The sequence below is a fragment of the Virgibacillus salarius genome (assembly GCF_039521925.1).
In the GTDB taxonomy this organism is placed as follows: domain Bacteria; phylum Bacillota; class Bacilli; order Bacillales; family Amphibacillaceae; genus Virgibacillus; species Virgibacillus salarius.
Map to the genome: position 1 here is coordinate 1 of NZ_BAAACY010000160.1, position 6315 is coordinate 6315.

Below are 6315 nucleotides of genomic sequence, written 5' to 3' on the forward strand. Positions count from 1 at the left end.
CCTGTACTATACCAAGGGGGCTCTTTTTTGTTCAACCCTCAAATTTCTTCATTACAGGAATGCTCCTATTCTTTCAGTTAACAGCTTTATTAGGCTTAAATAGTGATAATTATTGTTTCACCTGCTTTACTGCTTGCTTCTTTCGTGAATGTAAAATGTTTATCTAGTTCTTTGCTATTCGTAATTATAATTGGTGTGATGATATCCGCTGCATGCTGTTTGATATAATCTAAATCAACCTCCAATAGCGGTTGGCCGACTTTTACGGTATCTCCGGTGTTCACCTGTACCTTGAAGCCTTCACCTTTTAAACCTACCGTTTCTAATCCGACATGGATTAAGATTTCTGTACCATCATCGGCAAGTAATCCAATCGCATGTTTTGTTTCAGGTATTTGTACCACTTTTCCATTGACAGGTGAAATGACGTTACCATCTTGAGGTATAATTGCTATCCCTTCGCCCATCATTTTTTGACTAAATACTGGATCAGGAACCTTCTCTAAAGCAACATTTTTACCATTTATTGGAGCGAAAATTTGTTGTTCGTTTGATTTTTTAAACATTTTTTTAAACATAAACAGTACACCTTTCTGTTTGATTCTCATGTTTGATAGATATTTTTATAAAAAGGGAGCAGGTAAGTAAACCTTAGTCTGTCCTAAAATCAAGAATACATCATGTGTTTTTCAATTTAAAAAGGCATGGCAGTATACAGAGAACCTAAGGTTGCTCTATCATACCACCATGCCTGATCGTATCAGTAACATGTGATGCATATTTATTTGTTAAGCATATAGTAACATTATCCTATTTAAAAAGCAACTTCAAGTTGTTGTATGACTTTTTGTTTTTATCTTAGGAAAAATGTGCTTTTGCTTTTTTAGGTATGTCATTATGGCTGACTTCTTCCCATGTTTCAATATACTTCCCTTTTGCATAAACGCGTAAGTATGCATCTTTTTGTAGTTCACCACTAGCATAGAAAGTAACTTGTTTTTGCTTCCCCTTCGCATTATATCCGATCAATGTATAATCATAACCTCCTGGACTTTTTGCATGTCCATCTTTATTTACTTGTACATAGATTTCTTCTTTGGGTACTAGTGGATTAAAGCGATCTGTAATTTCATTCGAAAATAAGAGCATGATGGCTAATCCAGTCACAATAATTGTACTAATAAATATGATTATAAAAAATAATTTTTTCATTTTAGTGCATCCTCTCCATTCCTGTTGACTAAATACTATCACGAAGAGCTGTTCTTCTTCGTTGGATCTACCTTACAAGCAGCTTACAGTTTTGAAAGGTAGGGGAAGAGCATAGTCGATACATTAGTTTTTTATGATTGCACGAATTAATTGGAATATGTTAATGGTTTGGTCGTATAGTAATCGTTGTGCTTGCTCCATACTTTCCTCAACAGACAATGGTCGATTAACGATCGAAAAACAACCATGGAATTGCTTACGCAGCGCCGTGAGGTCTCCTGATAGTGCTCCAGAAATTAATAGCGCAGGGACGTGCAACGTATTCGCTAGCTCGACAATATAACCTGGAGCTTTTCCGGATAATGTTTGTTCATCACTCTGCCCCTCACCAGTAATTATGAAATCGGCCAGTTTCATTGCTTGATGTAATTGTGTAGCCTCAGCAATAAGGGCTGCCCCAGAAGTTAGTCTTGCACCAATTGTTAATAGAGCGAAACCTAGTCCACCAGCGGCCCCTGAACCTCTGTTATTAGAGAAATCCTTACCTCGGTTCACTGCAAGCAAGGATGCATAAGCTGCAAGTGCTTCGTCAAATAGAGTCACCTGCTGTTCAGTAGCACCCTTTTGTGGGCCGTAAATGGAACTCGCACCCTGCTGACCGATTAATGGATTATCGACATCACAAGCCACATGGATTGTAACCTCCTCTAATCTAGGGTCGATGTCCGCAAATGATATATGATCAATGTCTAAAAGGTCTTTTCCAAACACGTCAGCTTGACTACCATCTTGCTTCCATGCTTTCATGCCTAAAGCTTGCAAACAACCAAGCCCACCATCGTTTGTTGCACTTCCTCCTAGGCCGATAATAAGGGAGCTACATCCGCGATCGAGTGCATCCTTTATCACTTCACCAAGTCCGAAAGAGGTGGTGTTCTCTGGATTTCTTTTAGGCTTTGGAACTTGAACAAGACCAGCAATATTGGCAATTTCAATAATAGCTGTATGGTCTTGGAGGATGGCGTAATAGGTATGGATGGTTTCACCTAAAGGACCTGTACAGGTTACGTTTATTTTTTGTCCAGTTGTAGAAGCAAGAATGACGTCAACTGTACCTTCACCACCGTCTGCCATTGGCTTTAGTGTAACGGTAGCCTCGTTATCAATAGATAGGATAGCCTGCTTCATAATTGTTGCTGCTTCTAACGATGTTAAGCTTCCTTTGAAAGAGTCAGGAGCAAGTAGAATGTGCATGATATCCTCCTTTATAAGGTAGCATAATTCGGTGCCTTACCAAACAAGCCGACTCTGTTTGCTAGACAAGCTGCTAAGGCTATGTGCTATTAAAAATTGTGCAGCATAATAGGTTGTCATAATAAGTATATGTGAATAGGCAACTGGTGATATAAACATATTCCAAGACAGGATGGAATCAGATATAACAAATAAGATACTACCTGCAATCGCAAATCGGTTCCCAGTCATTATTGCGAGCCAAGCCATAAAGGAAATGGCTACAATATAAAAAATGACAGGGATAATGAGCGATTGATTTCCTGAGGTAATGATTGCATGAATTAATGCATTTCCCATGAATAATCCATAGATAATTAGCGGGATGATGCTAGCAGCTCGAATAATGGAAAATTTCCATTGTAAAGAAAAACCAGCTAAATAGAATAGATGTCCGATTAAAAATGCAGTAAGGCCAACGACAAACCATTGTAAGGTTCCGTCTCCGATTGAACAAAAAATGAGACCGATAAGAATAAGCCAATGTGTTTTTGTTTGCTGACGAGGCATTTGTTTTAACGCATATATAATGATTAAAATCATGGGAATCAATTTAAAGAAAAGCTTAAAGTTCTCTGGTTCAGAAGGAATGATAAAGATATACAGTATACTCATGATAAAAATCAGGATGGGTAATTGATTTGCATACATACGATCACCAACTTTTCTTAGAAATGCGTTTTCGCTACTTTAAAAATACCATATTAACCCAGCAATTCCGAGGAAAACTAAACCAATACTGCCACAATAGAGCCCAATTTTTGTACGGAACGCATAATGTTCTCTTGTTTCTGAATGGTAATTAGCTCGTTGCTGCTGTCCGCTCGTAAAAACTCCTAAGAAGATTCCTGAAATAACTATTCCTACTAAGCCAATTCCAGCTAGAATTGTAAGCATAGGATTAACCGCCCTTCGTTTTGTTCTTTGTGAAGCTAATGTATTCGATTATTCTCAAATGGGGTATTACTCCTAGCTGTTTTTTTCCAGATAGTTATCTGAAGTCTTTCCGATTACTGCTTTGAAATCTTGGATGAAATGGGATTGATCAAAATAACTAAGATTCATGGAAGAGTAACCTAAGTGATGGTCCATTTCGCCATTTGACATCGTCTCAAACATAAGCTCAAATATGTTTTTTAATGCATTTGCATATCTTTTACCGTTTAGGTTGATACTGTTTCATAATCTTGTTAGCTAATTTTAAGTTAGGATTTCTTTTAGGTTTACCCATTTAAAACACTCCTTTACCTTTATAGTTATTATTCTACCAAATAAAAAATTGTGTAAATAAGAAACCGTACGCATTTCTTACTTACACAGTTAACATTACACTCCCATTGTAAAAGCTCTTCTTTACTGTTTTACTTCTTTGACAACGATCGCTTGAGTTACTTTGGTATTCTTGCAATCTTCAAAAGTAGCTGCGTCTACAAATCCTAACTTTATTGCTGCTTCAAGCTTCTCTGTATCCGGTCGTTTCTCTGTAATAATAAAATCACTCAAATTTAAGTCGTCTAGTTTTTGCACAGTTACTTCAGGCATATAATTGCTAGAGGAACGGATTTGGCGATGTACCTGATAGTCACCACGTATAATTTCTCCTTTACGTTCTTTACCAATGGATCCATCAAGAAATTGGTGGAACTTCTTCTTTAATTGATGTAACTCTTGTTCGATTTCTTTTTTCTGGTCGTGTAAAACATAAAAACGTTTAATCTCTTCTTCTGTAACTCCTATCGCCTCATTCATTATTAGCCCCCACCTTACATTCATTTGTTTCGATTCTTTTCTGAGAAAGATGAACATGTTCTCAGCTAAATAGAGTTTTCATTTATACCTATGAATGCTTCTAGTCATTCATGACTAAAACAATAAATTGAAACTTTAATCAGTTATATGTGGGATAAAATAACCGTTAACGAGGTAGTTATTGGAGAAGCATAGATGAACTTATCAGGGTCCTACATTGATTTGAATGAAACGTTTGTATTTTCTACTTAATATTTTGCTTATTTGAAGTATTTTTTGTTTCCTTTCTTCGTTCATTCTATTAAACTAATTACGTGGTAAATTATTCCTACGTGAATTTAATAGAAGTGAGGTACGATTTGTGAAACATACTCTAGATGCTGCTAACACAAATTCCTTAAATATTTTTGACGTGCTTAACTGTTTTTATCAAAAAGATGTCATCGCTAATATGTTTGCTACTTTTATCAACTACTCCTCAGAATTTGCACTTCAATTTCTCCGAGATTTCAGTACATTACATGTTGAGATAAACGCTAACACCGAAGTACGAGCTCGTTCGAGAATGGCACTCGGAAAAAGTATGGGTATCATTGATCTTGTGCTTTTAGTAGTAGAAGATAATCAGATTAACCATATTGTCGTTATTGAAAATATACTAAACCCTGATGAAAATGGTAAACATACAGAAAGCCTTCAAACGGATACCGCTTTAGAAAACCTTTGTACGAAGCTTGGTGTTGCTCATACTACTGTTTTCGTGGATTATGTCATTTTAACGTTAGACCCTTTTGGTAAGGACCAAGTTAAAAATATTCATATCGTTGATTATCGAACTTTTTTACAGGATATATGGGCTAACTTGTTTACAAACGAATCACTGAAGCAGCTATTTCTTAACTTTCAGGAGATGCTTGAACGCTTCTATTATGTGGCTGATATGAGTCTGGAAGAGCATGCTATTACAATATTGGCAAATCCGGATCTGGATGAGCAACAGCGTCATTTATTGTTTAAAAAATTAATTTGTCAAATAAACGTTGCTGAACAAGATGTAATTGAAATGGATGCTTTGCAGGGAGCGGAAGAATTTAAGGCGATTGCACGAATTGCAAAACCAGAATGGGTAATTGAATATGGTCATGTATACCTTGAATGTGTGCTTGATTTGTTACATCCTTTTGAGCAAAATGGAGAAATTGCTTTTTTAATCTATGTGTACTATCAAGCGAATTCTAAGCGGAAGTTTCCAGAAGTTAATGAGATACGCGATTGGATGCATCAGTTGGTAAGTGAGGAGAAAGAAATCTTACCGCAAATGCATGTGGGTAAGCTTCATACAAGTCATGCTGTTGTTCAAATCAGCTTTGCAGATATACACACATTTAATGATTTGAAGGATTTACTTGAATATAGCATGGAATGGTTAACCCCAATCATAGTGAAAACGTTTGGAAAGGTATCCGAAAAAAACGTTATTCATAGAAATTAATATTTGCTAAGCGAGACGGAGACAAAAGAATGAAGAAACAATAAAAACGAATGATAATTGGTTTGAATTAATTATCGTTCGTTTTTTGATCAGAATCATTCATTTAGCACCTGAAATAAGCGAGACTCCGGCGGGAACTGCACGAGTCCGAAGATCCACGTGGTAACGTGTTCTTACCGAGTTAACTGAGGCCGTTCCCCATAGCCGTCAAGCTAAGAAAAAAGTAGTATGGTGCAATGAAAATATAAACATATTTTTCCAGTTTAGTCCGTATTCTTTTATGGGTACTTGTTTTCTTTTTTACACTGTTACTTACGCGGCACGGAAATGTACTTTATACGCAATGTTTAAGACATCAAAAGGACTTTTATGCTGACAACGATGATCTTTCCTTCCATGCCGGTATATGTTCTGGTAAATATTATCGATGAGAGCTTTCAAAGAAGAAAGGTGATAGAGTGAATACCCCTTCGTCTCTACTATTGCGTTTCTCGCATGATTGATACATTTGTACTCACTTCCTTCTAGTTGATACCTTTCGTAAAGGCAGTAACGGCACTGAAAAGCAA

The 6315-nt window shown here is 36.5% G+C and carries 7 protein-coding genes and 1 pseudogene; 1 reads left to right on the plus strand and 7 read right to left on the minus strand.

Annotation, left to right across the window (positions count from 1 at the left end):
• Positions 1-95: 95 nt before the first annotated feature.
• The 7 genes and pseudogenes from ABDZ84_RS19220 to ABDZ84_RS19245 all read right to left on the minus strand — a co-directional run bounded on the left by ABDZ84_RS19220 (position 96) and on the right by ABDZ84_RS19245 (position 4254).
• On the minus strand, positions 96-578 hold the full coding sequence (locus ABDZ84_RS19220) for a PTS sugar transporter subunit IIA (protein ID WP_166529920.1): 483 nt from the start codon (positions 576-578) through the stop codon (positions 96-98).
• A gap of 280 nt (positions 579-858) precedes the next feature.
• Positions 859-1212, minus strand: coding sequence for a YxeA family protein (locus ABDZ84_RS19225; RefSeq protein ID WP_026679561.1), 354 nt, complete (start codon positions 1210-1212; stop codon positions 859-861).
• Positions 1213-1335: 123 nt separating this feature from the next.
• Positions 1336-2466 carry a glycerate kinase gene (locus ABDZ84_RS19230; RefSeq protein ID WP_281949931.1) on the minus strand — a complete coding sequence of 377 codons (1131 nt, stop codon included), beginning with the start codon at positions 2464-2466 and terminating at the stop codon, positions 1336-1338.
• A 36-nt stretch (positions 2467-2502) separates the two neighbouring features.
• Positions 2503-3156: a lysoplasmalogenase gene (locus ABDZ84_RS19235; protein ID WP_343782657.1), complete on the minus strand. Its 654-nt coding sequence runs from the start codon at positions 3154-3156 to the stop codon at positions 2503-2505.
• Positions 3157-3195: 39 nt separating this feature from the next.
• Complete coding sequence (locus ABDZ84_RS19240; RefSeq protein ID WP_034678008.1) at positions 3196-3402, minus strand: DUF5316 family protein; 207 nt, start codon at positions 3400-3402, stop codon at positions 3196-3198.
• 168 nt (positions 3403-3570) lie between these two features.
• Positions 3571-3736 (minus strand): annotated as a pseudogene (locus tag ABDZ84_RS21530) (IS256 family transposase); the annotation flags it as partial.
• A gap of 122 nt (positions 3737-3858) precedes the next feature.
• The gene (locus tag ABDZ84_RS19245; protein ID WP_281949933.1) at positions 3859-4254 is read right to left on the minus strand and encodes a hypothetical protein; all 396 of its coding nucleotides are present in this window, start codon (positions 4252-4254) and stop codon (positions 3859-3861) included.
• Positions 4255-4615: 361 nt separating this feature from the next.
• Between ABDZ84_RS19245 and ABDZ84_RS19250 the strand changes: the two genes are divergently transcribed.
• Entirely contained in the window at positions 4616-5746 is a 1131-nt protein-coding gene (locus tag ABDZ84_RS19250; RefSeq protein WP_281949934.1) for a hypothetical protein, read from the plus strand.
• Positions 5747-6315: the final 569 nt, after the last annotated feature.